This window comes from Christiangramia sediminis (assembly GCF_020552705.1).
GTDB lineage: Bacteria > Bacteroidota > Bacteroidia > Flavobacteriales > Flavobacteriaceae > Christiangramia > Christiangramia sediminis.
The window spans coordinates 752,810-771,127 of sequence record NZ_JAJBZG010000001.1 but is presented as its reverse complement, the minus strand read 5'-3'; the positions used below and the strand labels follow the sequence as shown (position 1 = coordinate 771,127).

Here is an 18,318-nt window from a genome sequence, read left to right as displayed (position 1 = left end):
ATTGCTTTAGTCCATCGTAGCTAAGGTTCTATTACTTAGCTGACCTTTATACATATTTTTATATTCCACTTTTCTTTCAATGGCTTCAATTACATAATCTGTAAATGGGGGTAAGCCAATATCTTTAAAGTGTTCCATTCCGCCGGGACTCAATACGTTGATTTCAATCAATTTATCCTTTACGATATCCAGACCTACAAAAAATAACCCGTCACGTATTAGTTTAGGGGCGGTTAAGTCTACGATACGTTGCATTTCTGGGGTAAGATCACTACTGTCTGCAGTTGCTCCAAGAGCGAAATTACTTCTGAATTCACCTTCTCCGGCAACTCTTCTTATAATTGCTTTTTTATCATCTTTCTCCATAATTTTCCCGTTCAACAGAAGAACACGAACGTCTCCATCTTTTACGGCTGGAAGGAATTCCTGGGCGATCACGTAACCCTGAGAGCTTAGATGATCTATGATCTGGTTAACATTCTTCTCATGTTTGTCTATAAGATACACATCCTGTCCCCCGGAACCTTCAAGAGGTTTCAACACCATCTTTTTATCCTGTTTTTCCCAGAAATCAAGCAGCTGATCCTTATCCCGGGTAATTATAGAATCTGGTTTTATTTCCTGAGGTAATTCTTCAAAATACAGTTTATCTATAAATGCATGCGAAAGGGCATAGGCATCATTTAAAACCAGAACGTCATGTTGCTGAATCATTCTTCCGAAAGCAACTCCTGCCTGTTCTGCCCATTGTCGTCCTTCTTCCTCGGTTGGATTATTTCGAATAAATAATACATCAAGTTTAGAGGAATTAATCTTTTTCGGTTTATTTTTCTTTTCCTGAAGTGCTTCAAGAAATTTCTGAGGCGATTTGCTTTTAAAACTTTTTGGTACTGAAACCGCATTTATACTAATTGGTTCATTATGATGAAATGTAAAATCCCCAACTCCCATAGCATAAACTTCATGACCTCTTTGATGTGCCATAGACATTAGTGCTGTAGATGTGCCATTTTTCTCTGTAGCAACATCATTTAATACAAAACATATTTTCATTTACATACCATTTGTGGCAGGCTAAGGCCTTGCCTGATTAATTCTAATTTTTTATACATCTTATCACTATGCAGATAACTTGGTTTAACCTGCACGGTTTTAAGAACTTTTCTATCTGTAAGTTCTTTAATAATACCGGTGTGTTTTATTCCATATTTTCCGGCCAGAAGAGGTTCATATTCTCCTCCATTTTTTAAATATTCTTTTAATAATACCAAACCTTTTAAATAGATGATATCTTTCATAAATCCGCCACCCTGCATGATCCGGGAAGTAATGTTGAAAGCTCGTTCTGCAGAGAATCCAAAATCTTTTTTTAATAATCTGAAGATCTCCTGAAAGTTCCCGCCTTCCATTAAAGCTTCTCCGGCAATTACCCGGCCTGCAAGAATTCTAAGCCGGTTTGCGGTAAGCCCGTCTACCATAAATTCAGACATTACGGCAAGTCCTTCCTGTAGTGGGTCATAATCGGCAAGACCAATGCTTAATTGATTTAAAGGTTGATTACTCCCATTATAATAAGTTAGTACATGTGTACCTACTTCATGTTGAATTAAAGCTTCGGCTTCAACACGATTCATTTTATAGTCGGCAGGAATATATAATTCTCCGTGCGAGACCATCATTACATTTACATCTTTCCTGATATGGACTTTACACTTAAAATTTTCATCCTGTTCACGATAAAAATCAAATTCTTTCCTAGCCATACTACTGAAGGCTTTCGAATCTAAAAGGTCTTCATCACTTTTTGAAGTTTCTTCACTTACCGTATTAAGAATATTTCTGGCTTCCTCACATAGATTTTTTTCTACTCCCTTATAGAGTCGAATACTATCATACATAAAATTACGAGTGCCTCTTTCATTGAGCATCGTGATTTGCATATCCAGTTCTTCGCGCTTTTCCCGGAATAAATAAGACATTGCAGGATCGTCTATATCCTCGATCTTTAGATTGTACAGTTTTCTTTTAAGTACATCTGGATCTACCGGTAATAGCCTGTAGTGGTAGTCTATAACTTTATCATAATTGCTGTCAAAAAAATGCTTTTTAATATCATGAATATTGGCAGGGGAGACCAGCCATAGAAATTGATAGGATTTTTCAATATCTGTGAGTTGTTTGTCGATATCAAAAACTATTTGTTTTAGATATTTTCTTCCCAATGCATTAAAGCTGGTAACTCCACCTGAGGTTTGAACCCGGATAAATTCGAAAAAGGAACGATGTACCGCTTTAATTAGAAAATCCTTAAAATTTCTAAAGAAAACAGGGTATAACTGGTTGTTATCTGTTCTGTATATGGGAGGTACTTCAAGCCCAACAAGTACAGCACCACAATTTTTAGCGTCCTCCACTTTCATTAAGGCGGCTTCACCTTCGGCTTGTCTATTGGGAGTATCCAGAATTTCTGTATCGAGATAAATACCCGTAAATTCTGAATTCACTTTTAAAAACTCTTCTTTTAAAGTATCTAAAGTAGCTGGTAACCTCTGCGCAGGACCCTTAATCTTTATTTTTGAAGAACCTGCCGGCCCGGCATAGATCTCAAATAATAGAAAGGATTCCATATTTGCAGAAATCTGGTCTGAAATTCTATATAATAACTTCTGGTACCCGGCAAAATCTTCAGTTCCAATTATAAGGTAGGAAGATTCATTAATCACGAATCTTCTGGTACCTTTATCTTTCTCTTTTCTCCGGTAAACAACTAAGTAGGGAAGTTCTTTTTCTATATGCAAAATTCCATTGCCAGGTAAATGGCAACTAATTTCTTTTTCCTTTTCAAGAATTGTTAAAATTTGCTCAATGGATTTCTCAGATAAATCAGGTATTTCCTGCATTACTTTGAAAACTTATTTTATTAAAAACCCCTTAGGGGTTCATAATATTGGTTTATTGATTGGTTTGTACTTGTCTCGTAACCTAATTTATGAAGATTAATAGGCAATGACCGCCATTTTTCAGCTTTTGACAATACTTTATGAAAGGCTTATAAATTAATGTGAAAGGAAGCTCCCATGTAGATTTCAGTTTCAGGCTGATCAATAAATCTCTATTAAGAAGCGCTTTTAATGAAAAAAGCAAGATTGGCTTTTGTTATTTTTAAAGCTATTTTTGCTCAAATTTATTTCTTAGTATGGATTACAGTCTTACCATCATTGTCCCTTTATTTAATGAAGAAGAAAACCTTAGGAGAGTAGAGGAGAAGATGAATGAGTATATTTCAATGGCCAGTGTGAAATGTCAGGTACTCTTTGTGAACGATGGTTCTAAAGATAATTCGGAAGAATTAATGATCGCTATCTGTGAGCGTAATCCTAACTTTAATTATATCAGTTTTGAAAAGAACTGTGGTCTAAGCGCGGCAATAAAAGCTGGATTTGATTATTCCACCACTAATTTAACGGGGTATATTGATTCAGATCTTCAAACTGATCCTTTTGATTTTGAATCCTTATTAGCTGAGATTGATCATTATGATCTTGTGAATGGTTTTCGTCATGAACGTAAAGATTCAGGAATAAAAAATCTCTCTTCCTTGGTTGCCAATACAGTCCGAAACTGGTTTACAAATGACGGGATGTACGATACCGGTTGTCCACTTAAAATTATAAGAACAGATTACGCGAAAAGAATCCCTATGTTTAGTGGGCTTCATCGTTTTCTTCCCGCGATGATCATGTTGCAGGGGGGGCGCATAAAACAAGTGCCTATTAGACATTTTCCCAGAATAGCTGGAACTCCTAAATTTGGTCTTAGAAATAGACTGGTAAAACCACTCCTGGATTGCTTCGCCTATTTATGGATGAGGAAGAATTATATTAATTATAAGGTCTCTAAAACCTCTTAAGGTTTGAATAGCTCCAACTACGACCCTTATTTTTGGAAAACTTATTGTTCTCTGTGCATTATATAATTTTGAGCATTGAGACTTAAACTGTTGGTTGGAAATTCTTATAGAATTACTAGAATAATAAAAACAAAAAGAGACTTTGATAATTTTCAGAATGATTTAGAAAATTATTAATACTCATATACAGTAACTGCAGATTTTAAAAGTCTGTTTATTTTGACTTTTTCCACTGGATCAGTGCACTGAGACGACCAGGATGGAAGTTTTAATTTATTGCGTCTACAAAAATCAACTAGGTATTTTGCACATTCGTATCCAGTGGGAGCACCAATACCTAAATTGTAGTCAAAACATATTCCATCAGGTTTACCGTTAAGTTCAAGCCAGAGTTTAAACTCTGCATAACTTTTAATCCAAACCACATTGACCTCTCTTCCAACAGGACTGTATGCTAACCAGTCCATTCTGGGGTCCTGAGGATTTAACGTATCGTCTAGCCATACCAGATTTTTTAATCTGTTCTTTTTTTTAATTTTTTTTGACTCAGTAGAAATATTTCTAAGTTTATGAGATAAGGGTTCTGGTTGGATTAAAACCAGAGCGTAAAACTTTTTAAGAAAAGAAAATTTCATTTTTATTAATTAATTCTAAGGCTTCAGTATGAAATCATTTGCAAAGTTTAGAAATAGACAATTTGAGTTTCGAATTAGAGGATTAGAAGATTCAAATTCCACAAGGTAACTAAGGATTCTTTAAAAAGTTTTAATCAATATCTTTTCGGGAGGTTTCTATTTTTTGAAAGAAAATGATTATAGAAATTGCTATTGCGAAAAGACTGCCTATAAATAGAATTGTAATTTTATTTTCCTCCCAGATATTAAGGTAGAAATTTTGTTGCAAATAGATCGATCTAAATAATACCACCAAAAAGACTAAAACTATACTTTTAAAAAATTTATTTTTCATAATATATATTTTTAAAAAAACCAGATAGCTCAAAATCTGCTTGAAAATTTAACCCTTAATAAAATAATTGAGAAGTATCTATTTCGAACTATCTGGATCAACTAAGACAAATTATTTTTATTTAATTCAAAAAATTCTTTATTCCGCATCGTATATATTTAAAGGCTGAGCCTTTCACCTTCCGTACATCCTTCATGTGTCTATCAATTTTATAACGCAAAATTAAATGTTCGTTTAAGTATGCATGATCACATTGAATATCCTCGCATTCTTTCTTTTCCTCCAGTTTAGGTTTAAATAGTCCACATTTATTTTCAATATTTTCACTAGTAACCTTTAACATTAGAAATTGATTTAATAGATCATTGGCTTCTTTCTTATTAACATCTATATCATTGATTATTTTTGAATTCAACAATTCCAGATAAAAATTAATTTCCTGAATAAGAAAACCCAATTCAGATTTCCATTGATCAATATCATTTTGAAGTCTTATTATCTCTATTTCTTCATCATTGTGGTGTTCCTGTATTTTGTTTATCATGATTTAAGTTCATTAAACCTGTTTGTATTTGATTTACTTTTTTAATCTTAATACGACTTTCTCCCAATGGAAAGGTCCAAGTAATTTGATCTCCTTCAGCGTATCCAAATAGAGCTAATCCCATGGGAGCCAAAATAGAAACCTTGTCTTTTCTTATATCACCTTTTTCAGGTGTTACAATTTGATAAGTCTTTTCTACGGCATAAGGTGTTTCTATAGTAACAAATGAATTTAAGCGAATCACATCCATAGGCATATTAACTTTGGTAACAATTTTTGCTTCCTTTAATTCCTCATTCAATTTATAAATTGAAGCCTTATAGGATGTGTCTTTGTAATATCTTGCTAAAGACATTATTTGCTTTAAAAATTCATATTCTTTTTTCTCTATGATTAATTCACCGTATTTCATTTTAATTTTTTTTAATTGAACTATTCCTATGGAAAAATCCCCCTTTGGATATATGCTGTTTCTACTCGAGATATAGCCAGAATAAAAGCCGCTGTTCTCCAATCCACGTTACGTTTATTTACCTCAGTATTTATTTTATGGAAATTTTCTTTGAGTTTTTTTTCAATTTTAGCCATTACTTCATCTAGTTGCCATAGTTCTCCATTTCTATTCTGTAACCATTCAAAATAACTTCCAATTACACCACCAGAATTACAGAAAATATCAGGTATAATAGTAACACCATTATCGAGCAGAATTTGTTCACCATCTTTATCTGTAGGTCCATTAGCGCCTTCAGCTAGTATAGAAGCTTTTATTTTAAAAGCATTTTCCGCAGTAATCTGATTTCCCAAGGCAGCAGGGACTATTATATCACAGTCTAAGCCAAAGAAATCATCAGCTTCTATTTCTTCTGCTCCTTCAAATCCTTTTATAGAGCCTTTCCTAGGTTCGCAATGTTGAGCCAGAGCTTCCGTATCTATCCCGTTTTCATTATAAAGGGTGGCGTGTGCATCTTGCACCGCTAGTAATTTTGATCCATCCTTAGTAAGAAAATGGGAAGCCCAATACCCTACATTACCAAAGCCCTGGACTATAAATTTTTTATTTTTTAGATCTTCTCCTTTGGTTTCCAGTAATAGTTTGATGCTCAGATAAACTCCAAATCCTGTTGCACGGTCCCTTCCCTCCAGACCACCAGCGCCAACAGGTTTTCCTGTAACAACATGTTGATTATGTGAACGTTCAGATGAAGAAATGGTTGACATATAGGTATCCACAATCCAGGCCATAGTTTGTGGATTTGTATTTACATCGGGTGCAGGAATATCATGTTCCGGTCCTATATTTTCGCCTAAGGCATAAGTAAAACGACGAGTAATGCGTTCTAATTCAGAATCTGAATAATCTCGGGGATCTAATTTAATACCTCCTTTTGCACCTCCAAATGGTAATCCAGCCAGAGAGGTTTTCCAGGTCATCCACATTGCCAGTGCCTTTGCAGCATCAATGTCTACAGTATCGTGGTATCGCAACCCCCCTTTATAAGGGCCCAACGCATTGTTATGTTGCACTCGATATCCTGTAAAGACTTCTACCTCGCCATTGTCCATTTTTACGGGAAAATGAACAATGATTTCATTATTGGTGATACCAAGTATCTTTCTGATATTGGGATTTAAATCTATAATATCTGCCGTTTTGTTGAATTGATTCATAACGGTCTCGTACATAGATTGTTTAATAGCTTTTTTAGTGTTTATCATTTTATGTTATTCAAAGTGTTCACAATAGATTTTTCTGTTTTCTTTCCAGGTACAGGTTTTGCGGTGGTCGCAATTAAAGCATAGCCCTTTGAGCATCTCCTGAGTAACTCCATTAAGATGCTTTCTTTTTGGAATATTGGTTTTTGCTTTTTCCTTTATCAAATTCATTTGATCATAGATTTAATTTTCTTCATTACAGAAAGTCAAATCTTATGCCCGTCATTTATAAAAATTTGCGAATAAAATATAAACACCTGAAAAACAGGTTATTGATAATGTAAAATAAATGATATTAATATTTATAACCGGGGAGAAAAGTCCCGGTAGGGGAGAAAAGTACCGCTAAAATATAGCTATTATTTCAGCTTTTTGCGAAGGGTTTTACGGTCTATTTGAAGGATCTCAGCGGCTTTTGTTTTATTATTATCCACGCTGGCCATTATCTTTAGAATATGCTCTTTTTCGACCTGTTGTAGTGATTTTGAGGTACTTGTTAATTTTGGGGAAGGATATTTGAGAAAATCGGGAAGTTGTTCAATATCTATCTTATTTTCACTCATAATGATCGCCCGTTGAACAACATTTTCCAATTCGCGAACATTGCCCGGCCAGTTATATCGTTCCAGCATTTCCAATGCTTTATTCGTAAATTCTATTTTAGGTTTGGCATATTCCCCAGCATATTTTCTTAAAAAATTCTTGGCAAGAAGAGAAATATCACTTTTATGTTCTCTCAATGGCGGAGTTTCAATATTTACAACGTTTAACCTATAATAAAGATCTTTCCTAAAACTACCTTTCTTAACCATTTGCTGCAAATCACCATTGGTAGCAGCGACAATACGAACTTCTATTTTACGGGCTTTTTGCTCACCTATACGACGTACTTCTTTTTCCTGAAGAACTCGCAATAGCCTTGTTTGAACTGTTAGGGGAGCAGTACCAATCTCATCTAAAAAGATAGTGCCTCCTGCGGCAGCCTGAAAAAAGCCTTCACGATTCTCGTTAGCTCCGGTAAACGCTCCTTTTTTATATCCAAAAAGTTCTGCTTCCAGGAGTTCTTCTGGAATTGCTCCACAGTTAACTGCTATAAACGGGTTTGCAGCAAACGAACCTTTATAATGAATGGCCCGGGCCACTAATTCTTTTCCTGTACCGCTTTCTCCCTGAATAAGAACAGTAGCTCGGTTATTTTTCACCCGTTCTATGAGGTCAATTAATTTCTCAATTTTTTCTGAATTTCCAACGATTCCAGCATATACGGTTGGTTTATTAGTGGGAGGGGTTTTACTTTCAGAATTCTGAGTTCTTTTAGGAAGGGATTTTTCTACAGAATGTTTTAATTCTTCAACAGTGAAAGGTTTAACTATATAATCCAGTGCTCCAGATTTCATGACCTTTAGCGCACCATCTATAGAGGGGTATCCGGTTATAACCAATTTTGGTACTTTGGGAAAATGTTCTTCCACATATTTTATAAGCTCCATACCACCAATTCCTGGCATCTGGAGATCGGTAATAAGTAAATCTATCGCATTAAATTTTAATATATCTATAGCTTCCACAACTGAAGCAGCCTTATAAGAATGAAAATTTTGCTCCTGAAGCTGGCGTTGAATTAATTCAAGCATATCATAGTCATCATCAACTATTAAAATATTTGCCTTTTTGAGCATCATAACTTACATTTTTAAGGGTAATTTAATTTGAAAAACAGTTCCTGTAGGTTTGTTATCAAAATTAATAATTTCTCCTCGATGGCTCTTAATAATTCCATGAACTACACTAAGTCCTAAACCAGAGCCTTCTCCAACTGGCTTAGTAGTGAAGAAAGGTTCATATATTTTTGCATTCAAATCACCAGGAATTCCAGGTCCTTCATCTATTATTTCCATGATAAAATGGGAAGATGTATTGGAAACTTTTACTGAAATTATACTTTTTTTAGGGGAGATATAAATAGCATTGATAAGGAGATTAAATAGAACCTGAGTGAACTGTATCGTATCTATTTGTGCTTCAAGACTGGGGTTATCAATTTTGAAATTATAACCGATTTCAGCTTTTTGGAAATTTTGAGATAACAATTTAAGTGCCTGATCTATAATTGGTTTTATTTGCGTAAACTCTTTATTTTGAGGCATTTCACAGGCAAAGAACATGAGTTTTTTTACGATCTCTCGCGAGTAAATTGCTGCTTTAATGATCTTCGTGGTGTCTTTATCGGTTTGATCATCCTGTGTATTAGATTTTATCAATTCGGCAAAACCTAAAATATTACCTAAAGGTGTATTTAATTCATGTGCAATACCGGCTGTTATTTCTCCAAGAATAGATAGACGATCATTTCTTTCAGCGCTTCTTCTTAATAATTCTTCTTTTTGGGCTACTTCTTTACGCTCAATAAATTCGCTGATTTCTATGGCGATCTTATCAAGTAGTTTTTGTTCTTCTTTTAAAAATCTTGCTCCATGAGAATTTTGAGTATCATAATATACTTTAATAAATCCTAGATGATCACCAAATACTAATATTTCAGATTGTTGTGAAATGTTTTTTTCAGGAATTTCGGAAGTAGAAATATTATAATCTTTTATAGATAACTGAACAATTGCATCATCAGAAAGTAACCAGGCCTGTTTGGTAATGAGACAGATTTCCTCCAGTGTATTTAAAACTGAATCTGAATGTTTCCGGATGGCAGAAGATACTCCATATAAACAAGAGAGTTCTTTTACGCGTTCTTCTAACTTTCTTGAAAGCGAAATTTCATTGCTCATATTCAAGGGGGTTATTTCTTTATCAAAGTTCGGGAATATCAATCATTTTCGCACTATTAAGATTCATTAACCACTTAAACTTGTTTACTTAATCGCATTGGCGGTAAGAAATTGCTGATTAGTATCTCTTAGTATTTAAGCCTTTTTCTTATTTAAATTTAGTAGAGTAGGAGTTGGGTATGCTGGTTTAGAAGTTTTGTAGACTGTATTTTTAACTTAAATATTAGCGTGATTGAAGAAAGCTAATTAAGGTACAAGAAAAATAAGTTTTCATGGAATATGCTTTTTTATTCTATTCAAAATACACTTATTGATTAAAAACAAAAAAGCCTTCCATATGGAAGGCTTTTCGTGATGGCACCAGGATTCGAACCTGGGACCGCCTGCTTAGAAGGCAGCTTTTTTGAATACTTCTGAATGCAAAATAATACATAAAGACCTTTAAAGCCTTGATTTTAGTAATATTTGTGCTCATCTGATACCGTTTGATATCAAAAATATATGTGCGTAAAGTGTGCGTAATTTTAGCTAAATTTAGATTGTAATTATGTAGGACATGGCAAGAGCAAGATTAGTTTTAGATACACGGACAAAGTCAAAATACTCCAAGGAAGGTTTGTTTCCAATTACTGTTAGAATTTTCCATAAGAAACCAAGAATGATCCGACTTCCGTATAGTACTTCCAAATCGGGATGGGATGATAAGAATATGATTCTGAAGAAATCAGCTGTTGCGAATAAGGAGATTGATTGTGATAAAATTAATACCATACTTTATAACAAACTGCATTCAGCAAAATCCACTATTCACAGTTTGGGAGATACTATCAACATCATTTCTGTTGATACCTTAGTTGAAAACATTAAAAAATGTTGGGATGAACAGCTGGATTCGAAAATTAAAAAAGACTTATCCAATGAAATAACATTGGATAGTTGGGCTCAAATTCTAATTGATAGAAAATTAAAATCCAACAAACCTGCTACGGCGAAATGGTATAAAGATTCGATCATGGCTTTTACAAAATTCAATGAAGGTAAGGAGGTAAAGCTACATCAAATAAGTGTTTCTTTTCTTAAAAACTTTGAAATGGAACATATTTCAAGAGGAAATTCAAAAAACGGAATAAGCTCTTATATAAGAGCTATACGTGCAATTTATAATAGTGCTTTACGAGAAGATAGGTATAGTAATTCGAAGAATCCTTTTTTAAATTATAAGATTCCTGCAACTGGAAGGACAAAAAAGAAAGCTCTTTCAAAAGAAAAAATTATAGCTATTAGAAATTTGGATTATGAAAAATATTCCAATCTCTGGCATACAAAGAATTACTTCTTATGTATGTTTAATTGTAGAGGAATGAATCTTATTGATTTAGCGAAGTTAAGAGTTAAAGACATTAGTAATAATAGAATATTTTATGGCAGAAGTAAGACGGGAGATCTTCTATCTGTAAAGGTGACTAAAGAATTTGCCGAAATATTAGAATTTTACCTTCACGATAAAGATAAAGACGATTTTATTTTCCCAATAGGTTATAATGGTTCTGTAACCACTTTTAAAAAATATAGATCTGATCGGAGGTTAGTAAACAAATTGCTAAAAAGGATTGCCGTAGACGCAGGGATTGATGAAAAGATTACGTCATATTATATTCGGCACTCATGGGCAACCATTGCTAAAAATATAGGTATTTCAACTGAAATAATAAGTGAAGGTTTAGGTCACCATTCATTGAAAACTACTGAAATATATTTAAAAAGCTTTGATAATACAGTTTTGGATGATGCAAATGATTTAATAGTAGCTTGAACAATTTCATATCAGATATCTATAAAAATTTCAATGGGATTACGTATTCCCCAATTGCATAATGTTACGTGTATTGATGCGGAATTCATTTAGTAAATAATGAGACGAATCCAGTTTATAAAGTTCTAAACGAATAGTGAATAATAAGGAAGAAATTTAAACAGTTATATCGCTCGACATCATTTTGGAAATATCGCAGGTGATAGAATTCAATCTCTGATGCTGCAAAAATTACATAGGCATAGTGATTTAAAAACCACTATAAATTATCAGGCAAATTTTATTCGCAGGGATGCAGATGAGGCTTTGGATAGTGTCATTAACTTTTAACTTGAGATTATCTTTTTTAAATTTAATCTTATTACGATGTTTCATTACGTAATCTTTGCTTGATTTTCTATATGAAATCGAAGATTCATTTTTTTGTTAAAAAAATAATTTTGAAAGTTTTCTCTATGAAAACAAAAGGAATTGACTTCTTCAATTTCTAATTTTGCTATTTAAAAAATAGTAACTCCACTAAAATTCTATACTTTATTCAAAATTTATATATTTCGATGTCAGACGATTATAATAATTGGAGGTCGAGTTAATTTTGAAAAATTATAGAAATATATGAGTTATAAAGAATAGGATATTTTTTAATTGTTTAAAACAAAAAGAGGTGGAGGGAATTACAGTTTAACAAATTAACCAAACAACTAATATTATGAGATTTATTATTAAAATGGGTGTAGTCGCTATAGTAATGTTACTATTAACTTCCTGTATGGATGATAAAGGCAAGCAGTCGGTAGAAATTAATACCCCTGAGGAAGTTAAGAAGGCTGAAAATGAAACGCCAGATGTTGCCGATCAGGATTTTAAAGATGGAATGACTGGGAAAATTTGGCATAACTATCTTGAAATGAAAATAGCCTTAACCAATGAAGATGCCAGTCAGGTTAAAGATGTAGCTAAAAGCATGGAAGAATCTTTTACTGAAGAGAGAGCAGAGATGAAATCTTTAGCAGGGCAAATTGCCTCTACAGATGATATTGAGAAGCAGCGTGAATTATTTTCAAAATTTACTGAAAAAGCAGGATCCATGTTTGAGGAGGCTTTGTCTGGCGGAACTATTTATAAAAAATTCTGCCCAATGGCCTTTAATAATAAAGGTGCTTACTGGTATGCTGATGTTGAAGAAATAAACAATCCTTATTTCGGGGAAAAGATGCTGAATTGTGGTTCAGTAAAAAAGACAATTAAAAAGTAAATACCTCTCAACTAACTTTAAAACCAAAAATATGAATTCAGAAGTAAACAACCAGCACAAAATGAGTGGTACCAATTATGGAAGATTTTTCTCAATGCTGGGATTATCATTTGTAGCCATGTATATCACCATGTACTTGAATACGTATGAATTTGACCATGTTTATTTCAGCCTAACTAGATTTTATATGACCTGTCTGGGTATTGCTGCTATGGCCGTAATCATGTTGTCTCTCATGCTCAATATGTATAAGAATAAGAAAAAAAATATTGCTATTTATGTGGGCAGTCTGGTGCTATTTGTTAGTGCTTTAGGCCTGGTAAGAGCACAGAGACCTATTATTGGAGATGTACTTTATATGAAGGCTATGATACCTCACCATTCTATTGCTGTTTTAACCAGTAAAAGAGCCGATTTAAAAGATCCGGAAACTAAAAAACTTGCTAAAGAAATTATTGAAGCTCAGAAAAGGGAGATCGCCCAGATGAAAAAGATAATCTATCGTCTGGAAAATGAAAATTGATTATAGATTGGAGAGGGGAAACCCTCTCTTTTTGATAATACCATAATGAAAATGAAAAATTACTTAATAATACTAGCCTTTTTACTGGGCATCACAGGTTATAGTCAGGAAGAATTAGAGGCTTCGATTGAAGGGAATGTCAATAATCTTCCGGTAAGGGAATATAAGCTAACCATAAATCAGGAAAAAGTAAACAAAGCCGGAAAGGAAGTGATGGGAATGACCGTGAACGGAGGTATTCCCGGCCCAACCCTGGAATTTACTGAAGGGGAGTATGCAGTGATTTATGTGGAGAATAAGATGGATGTGGAAACTTCCATTCACTGGCATGGAATGTTACTTCCAAACTTTTTTGATGGGGTGCCTTATTTAACTACCCCGCCAATAAAGCCTGGTACCACCTTTAAATATGAGTTTGAAATAAAACAAAATGGGACTTACTGGTATCATTCGCATACGATGTTGCAGGAACAAAGTGGTGTGTTTGGATCTTTACTGATACACCCTAAGGAGAAAGAGATGGAATATGATAAGGATCTTGTTTTGGTGCTTTCAGACTGGACCAATGAAAAACCTAAAGATGTTTTAAGGTTCTTAAAAAGGGGGACTGAATGGTATAATATTAAGAAAGGAACAGCAACACCCCTAAATCAGGTGATTAAGAGAGGAGCCTTCGGCGCACAGCTAAATTTCTGGAAACAGCGAATGGAAGGAGCCGATATTGCAGATATTTACTATCCTGCGTTTTTGATTAACGGGGAAGAGAAAATAGAATATCCTCAATTTAAACCTGGAGAAAAGGTAAGATTACGAATAGTAGATGGTTCAGCATCCACTTCTTTCTGGATGACTTTTGGAGGGGAGACGCCCACTTTAGTTTCAGCCGATGGAAAAAATGTGGTGCCTGTTAAACGAAATAAAACATTTATAGCCGTAGCAGAAACCTATGATTTTATTGTGGAAATTCCTGAAAATAGAAAACTTGAATTTAAGATTACTGCTCAGGATGGTTCAGGAACTGCTTCAGCATTTTTAGGTCAGGGAGATGTTTTACCCGCGCCAAATGTTCCCAGTCCAGACAAGATTGGCATGATGCAGAAAATGGCAAAAATGGATATGAAAATGGGAGCACCGGCTTTAAAGTTTAGGTCTAAAAATGTAGATCCTTATGAGATGATGGATGAATGGGGAATGCAGATGGATGAAATGGACCATGGGCAAATGGAAATGAAGAAAGACGATGGTATGGATGGCATGGACCATTCCAAAATGAATATGAAGAAGGATACTACCCAAATGGAAATGGATCATTCTAAGATGAAGCACGATAAAATGAATATGGCCGAAGGATCTATGAAAATGGATGAAAAGGAAAATATGAAAGATAATGGAATGGATATGTTTTCAGAATATAATTATGACTACCTCAGGTCTCCAGAGAAAACAAATTTTGATAAAGAATATCCTGTTACAGAAGTCCTTTTAAACCTTACAGGTAATATGTCTCGTTACGTATGGAGTATGAACGGGGTGGTACTTGATGAAGCTGATAAGATAGCAATCAAGGGAGACGAGGTAACAAGAATTACCTTCAATAACCTTACGATGATGCACCATCCTATGCACCTTCACGGTCATTTCTTTAGGGTGATTAATGAAAATGGGGAATATTCTCCTTTAAAGCATACGGTAAATGTACCACCAATGCAAAAGGTTACTATTGAGTTTTATGGGAACGAATATGGAGACTGGTTCTTGCACTGCCATATATTATATCATATGGATGCGGGAATGGCCCGTGTAGTTAGCTATGATACTCCCAGGGATGAACGTATGAAAGCTTACCCCGTAAGTAATTTGATAAATGAAACAAATAAATTTTACACCTGGGGGATGTTAGATGCCGCTTCACATATGACAGAGTTGAATGTGGTTAGTTCCAATGTTAGAAACCAGTTTACTGCTCTGGCAGAATATGGCTGGAATGAAAATATTGAAGCAGAACTCTCCTATGAATATTATTTAAATGACTGGCTACGCCTGTTTGCAGGTGTTAATGTGGAAAATGAGATGGAGAACAGTATGGAAGAACTTAGTACCACAGCTATTGGGGGGATTAGGTATTTCACACCTTATATGTTTAGCCTGGATGTTCGATTAGATAATAAATTAAGGCCTCAAATAAGCCTGGCCAGGGAAATCATGATTTTTCCAAGACTTGCGGTGTTTGGCGAGTATGAATTCCAGGCAGATTTTGGATGGGTAGATGATTTGCCGGAAGGCGATAATTTTAAAAAAGAAGAAACCTGGAGTGCGGGTCTGGAATATTTTCTGTCAAAAAACTTTTCGTTGATGGGAAGTTACGATAATAGGTTTGGCGCCGGTGGCGGATTATCCTTAAGGTTTTAAACTATTTCGTTACAATTCTAAAACTATAAACAGATGAAAAATATAAGAGCCTTAATGATCTTTTTGTTAGTAGCAGGGCTTAACTTTTCGATGATCTCATGTAGAGAAACTACAGAAGAAGATCACGACGACATGGAAATGCAACATGAGGAGATGGAAAATGACGGTATGGAAATGGAACATGATGAGAAGATGAACCACGACGATGAACATGAGCATTCGCATTAAAATCCAGGGAAATGGAGGGGTTTGTTTTAATAGTGATTAGTTGAATTTCTTAATTATCCTCCATTTCCCTTTATTATAAAATTTAAATCATCTTAAAAACCGGATTCTCTCTTTTTAGGGATGAAAAAATGTAAAGTAATGTCATGAAAAAAATACTCTTTTTATTCATTTTTATAAGTATGACGCTTGCTACACAGGCGCAGGATACTCATGAAGACCATGATCACTCGTCGAACAATCAGGAGCAGCAATTGGAAGCAGATAGTATTTCAACTCCTGAATTAAACCCTAATGAGGATGCAGACCATCCTGAAAAGGGAGAATTAGGGAATCATACGAATGAAGTAAAAGCTGAATTTGATGATTTTCCCAATCTGCATCCTTTGGTGGTTCATTTTCCCATAGTGTTGCTATTGCTGGGAGCTATATTGCAGTTAATTCAATTATTTGTTTTAAAAAGAAACTTAGATTGGGTGATCCTTTTAACCGTAGGGGGAGGGTTTATCGGTGCCTATATCGCCGGGGTGTATGCCCATCCACATGCGCATGATTTAACCTCAATGGCTAAAAGTGTATTGGAACAGCACGATAAATTTGCCGAATGGACCATTTATTCCAGCGCAGTCGCTGCTACCTTAAAATTGGTGAGTTTGTTTTTATTAAAAAGGAACAGAATCTTTGAAATTGTAGTTTTTTTAGTGCTGGCTTTTTCAGCATATTCAGTTTCTGAAGCAGGACATTATGGAGCTCAATTGGTGTATCTGGAAGGAGTTGGCCCACAGGGTAAATATCTGGAATCTGAAAATCATAGCCACTAAAATTTTATGGATATTATTCAGTATAGCGATTATTAAATCTGCCTATATATGAGTGTAGAAAACAGGTAGGATTAGATAAAAAGTTCACCGTTACTCGAATATTTTTTTAGATGACAGGGTTAAATTCTATTTCAGCTGACCAGACTAATAATTTATGATATGGAAATATTTCTGGCTTTAGGGATCATCGCTTATATGGCTACAGTACTGGATATACTTCAAACAACACTGTCTATGCAAGGAGGAGGTTGGTTAACAAGCAGGTATTCTCATCTTTTCTGGAAATTTTTCCTTTTTGTTTCCGGTGGTAATGGTAAATCAAAAATCTTATCTCATGCAGGTTATATATTGTTAATTTCAATTGTTTTAATCTGGGTATTTTTATTGTGGATTAGTTTTGTCCTTATTTTGATATCGCAACCTGGAATTATTGTTAACAGTAGCACGCAAATTTCTGCAGATCTTTTGGAAATTATTTACTACAGTGGATATACCTTATCTACCCTGGGCATGGGAGATTTTATAGCTGCCGGAAATGGGGGCAGGATTCTCACCAGCTTTTATTCTTTTACCGGCCTCATTCTATTAACTATGTCGGTTACATATTTCATCCCGGTACTATCAGCAGTTATAGAGCAACGAAGACTGGGAATAAGACTTAGCATATTAGGGAGCAGTCCTGAAAAAATAATCCTAAACTTCTGGGATGGCAAAAGCTTTCAATCCTTTACTTCTAAAGTTGACGAACTATCTGGATCAATTATAAAATATAGCCAGCAACATAAGGCTTATCCAGTAATTCACTATTTCCATAATCACAAGGAGAAGAATGCCATTATTTTACAACTTGCTAGACTTTACGAAGCCTATCTTATTCTGGCATTTAACTTAAATGATAGGGTAAAACCAAAGCTAGGAGACTTACGTCCGTTAGAAATTGCATTCGAGAATTATTTTGAAGTATTAAAAGAGGTTACTCTTAGAAATACCAGTAATGAAACTCCAGCCTATTCAACCCTACAAAGATTAAAGGAACTTAGTCTAATTGACCAATCTAAGGGATGTCAATTGTTAGATACTAAATCTGAAGATCATCGTAAAATTTTTTTAAACCTTGTACAGCAGGATGGATGGACCTGGAGCAAGGTAGACACAAGAAATTCTTAAATGGCAAGTCAAATTCATTTAAAACTGAAAGATCTTAGCACAATTTATAAGTACGGGTTTTGACTCATTTCTTTCTTTATATTATAACCTTAAAATTAATGATAAATAAGAAATTCATTACCGCATTAGGAAGTACGTGCAATTGAAAATAAAAAAGACCATTACTTTTCATTCTGCCAGGCA

At 34.5% G+C, this 18,318-nt stretch carries 17 protein-coding genes and 1 pseudogene; 9 read left to right on the top strand and 9 right to left on the bottom strand.

All coding sequences use genetic code 11. The annotated features are described in order from the left end of the window. Positions 1 to 6: 6 nt before the first annotated feature. Together LGQ90_RS03650 and LGQ90_RS03645 are read right to left on the bottom strand one after the other, a co-directional pair. Positions 7 to 1,053 (bottom strand): glutathione synthetase, encoded by a 1,047-nt coding sequence (locus LGQ90_RS03650; protein WP_229338208.1) that lies wholly within the window; start codon positions 1,051 to 1,053, stop codon positions 7 to 9. Then, positions 1,050 to 2,900 carry a peptidase MATCAP family protein gene (locus LGQ90_RS03645; RefSeq protein ID WP_229338206.1) on the bottom strand — a complete coding sequence of 617 codons (1,851 nt, stop codon included), beginning with the start codon at positions 2,898 to 2,900 and terminating at the stop codon, positions 1,050 to 1,052. The genes LGQ90_RS03650 and LGQ90_RS03645 overlap by 4 nt, the downstream gene beginning before the upstream one ends. A 296-nt stretch (positions 2,901 to 3,196) precedes the next feature. Here LGQ90_RS03645 and LGQ90_RS03640 point away from each other — a divergent pair, with 296 nt between their 5' ends. Then, positions 3,197 to 3,910: a glycosyltransferase family 2 protein gene (locus LGQ90_RS03640; protein ID WP_229338204.1), complete on the top strand. Its 714-nt coding sequence runs from the start codon at positions 3,197 to 3,199 to the stop codon at positions 3,908 to 3,910. A gap of 173 nt (positions 3,911 to 4,083) precedes the next feature. On the opposite strand, the gene LGQ90_RS03635 is transcribed toward LGQ90_RS03640, so the two are convergent. From LGQ90_RS03635 to LGQ90_RS03605, 7 genes are all read right to left on the bottom strand, one after another. Then, complete coding sequence (locus LGQ90_RS03635; protein WP_229338202.1) at positions 4,084 to 4,545, bottom strand: cyclic-phosphate processing receiver domain-containing protein; 462 nt, start codon at positions 4,543 to 4,545, stop codon at positions 4,084 to 4,086. 455 nt (positions 4,546 to 5,000) lie between these two features. Beyond that, positions 5,001 to 5,423 carry a hypothetical protein gene (locus tag LGQ90_RS03630; RefSeq protein ID WP_229338200.1) on the bottom strand — a complete coding sequence of 141 codons (423 nt, stop codon included), beginning with the start codon at positions 5,421 to 5,423 and terminating at the stop codon, positions 5,001 to 5,003. Continuing rightward, the gene (locus LGQ90_RS03625; RefSeq protein WP_229338198.1) at positions 5,392 to 5,835 is read right to left on the bottom strand and encodes a GreA/GreB family elongation factor; all 444 of its coding nucleotides are present in this window, start codon (positions 5,833 to 5,835) and stop codon (positions 5,392 to 5,394) included. Before LGQ90_RS03625 ends, LGQ90_RS03630 begins: the two co-directional genes overlap by 32 nt. 26 nt (positions 5,836 to 5,861) lie before the next feature. Next, a complete protein-coding gene (locus LGQ90_RS03620; RefSeq protein ID WP_229338196.1) occupies positions 5,862 to 7,142 on the bottom strand; it encodes a Glu/Leu/Phe/Val family dehydrogenase in 1,281 nt (426 codons plus the stop codon). Positions 7,143 to 7,148: 6 nt separating this feature from the next. Further along, positions 7,149 to 7,310, bottom strand: a complete 162-nt coding sequence (locus LGQ90_RS03615; RefSeq protein WP_229338194.1) for a hypothetical protein — start codon at positions 7,308 to 7,310, stop codon at positions 7,149 to 7,151. Between the two features lie 188 nt (positions 7,311 to 7,498). Beyond that, complete coding sequence (locus tag LGQ90_RS03610; protein WP_229338192.1) at positions 7,499 to 8,821, bottom strand: sigma-54-dependent transcriptional regulator; 1,323 nt, start codon at positions 8,819 to 8,821, stop codon at positions 7,499 to 7,501. Positions 8,822 to 8,824: 3 nt separating this feature from the next. Continuing rightward, positions 8,825 to 9,922: a sensor histidine kinase gene (locus tag LGQ90_RS03605; protein ID WP_229338190.1), complete on the bottom strand. Its 1,098-nt coding sequence runs from the start codon at positions 9,920 to 9,922 to the stop codon at positions 8,825 to 8,827. A 556-nt stretch (positions 9,923 to 10,478) separates the two neighbouring features. Between LGQ90_RS03605 and LGQ90_RS03600 the strand changes: the two genes are divergently transcribed. The 8 genes and pseudogenes from LGQ90_RS03600 to LGQ90_RS03565 all read left to right on the top strand — a co-directional run bounded on the left by LGQ90_RS03600 (position 10,479) and on the right by LGQ90_RS03565 (position 18,135). Next, positions 10,479 to 11,735: a tyrosine-type recombinase/integrase gene (locus tag LGQ90_RS03600; protein WP_229338188.1), complete on the top strand. Its 1,257-nt coding sequence runs from the start codon at positions 10,479 to 10,481 to the stop codon at positions 11,733 to 11,735. 165 nt (positions 11,736 to 11,900) lie between these two features. Continuing rightward, positions 11,901 to 12,065, top strand: a pseudogene (locus LGQ90_RS03595) (site-specific integrase); the annotation flags it as partial. A 379-nt stretch (positions 12,066 to 12,444) separates the two neighbouring features. Beyond that, positions 12,445 to 12,990: a DUF3347 domain-containing protein gene (locus LGQ90_RS03590; RefSeq protein WP_229338186.1), complete on the top strand. Its 546-nt coding sequence runs from the start codon at positions 12,445 to 12,447 to the stop codon at positions 12,988 to 12,990. Between the two features lie 31 nt (positions 12,991 to 13,021). After that, a complete protein-coding gene (locus LGQ90_RS03585; protein WP_229338184.1) occupies positions 13,022 to 13,513 on the top strand; it encodes a DUF305 domain-containing protein in 492 nt (163 codons plus the stop codon). 45 nt (positions 13,514 to 13,558) lie between these two features. Further along, positions 13,559 to 15,922 carry a multicopper oxidase domain-containing protein gene (locus tag LGQ90_RS03580; RefSeq protein ID WP_229338182.1) on the top strand — a complete coding sequence of 788 codons (2,364 nt, stop codon included), beginning with the start codon at positions 13,559 to 13,561 and terminating at the stop codon, positions 15,920 to 15,922. Positions 15,923 to 15,955: 33 nt separating this feature from the next. Then, entirely contained in the window at positions 15,956 to 16,150 is a 195-nt protein-coding gene (locus tag LGQ90_RS03575; RefSeq protein WP_093406145.1) for a hypothetical protein, read from the top strand. A 143-nt stretch (positions 16,151 to 16,293) separates the two neighbouring features. Continuing rightward, positions 16,294 to 16,968 carry a DUF2231 domain-containing protein gene (locus tag LGQ90_RS03570; RefSeq protein WP_229338179.1) on the top strand — a complete coding sequence of 225 codons (675 nt, stop codon included), beginning with the start codon at positions 16,294 to 16,296 and terminating at the stop codon, positions 16,966 to 16,968. Between the two features lie 159 nt (positions 16,969 to 17,127). Next, positions 17,128 to 18,135: a potassium channel family protein gene (locus LGQ90_RS03565; RefSeq protein ID WP_229338177.1), complete on the top strand. Its 1,008-nt coding sequence runs from the start codon at positions 17,128 to 17,130 to the stop codon at positions 18,133 to 18,135. Positions 18,136 to 18,318: the final 183 nt, after the last annotated feature.